Annotated in this window: 1 pseudogene; it reads right to left on the bottom strand. The window is 59.6% G+C overall.

Features of this window, described 5'->3' with window-relative positions:
- Positions 1–129: pseudogene (locus tag SB725_RS33600) on the bottom strand (helix-turn-helix domain-containing protein); the annotation flags it as partial.
- Between the last annotated feature and the right edge of the window lie 111 nt (positions 130–240).

Here is a 240-nt window from a genome sequence, read left to right as displayed (position 1 = left end):
GTCCAATGCGACCTGGGTCACAGGGTGCCCTCCACTCAAACGCTCGATGGCTGTGAGCAGGCAGACCTGCTGGCGCCACTCGGCAAAGCTCACTCCGGTCTGCGCACGGAAAAGCCGGGTATCCGTGCGTCAGGTCTCGCAGACAATGGCCGAAAGCATCATTGGTATGACTTGCTGAACGACTGCCGTGCTGCCTGCTTGCCGTAATTGTGCTTCGACAGACTCGCTCGAACCGAACAC

Origin of the sequence: Pseudomonas sp. SIMBA_041, assembly GCF_046535095.1 — a bacterium.
Classification (GTDB): Bacteria; Pseudomonadota; Gammaproteobacteria; order Pseudomonadales; family Pseudomonadaceae; genus Aquipseudomonas; species Aquipseudomonas mucoides.
The sequence above is the reverse complement of the archived record's forward strand: the minus strand, read 5'-3'. Positions and strand labels throughout refer to the sequence as shown.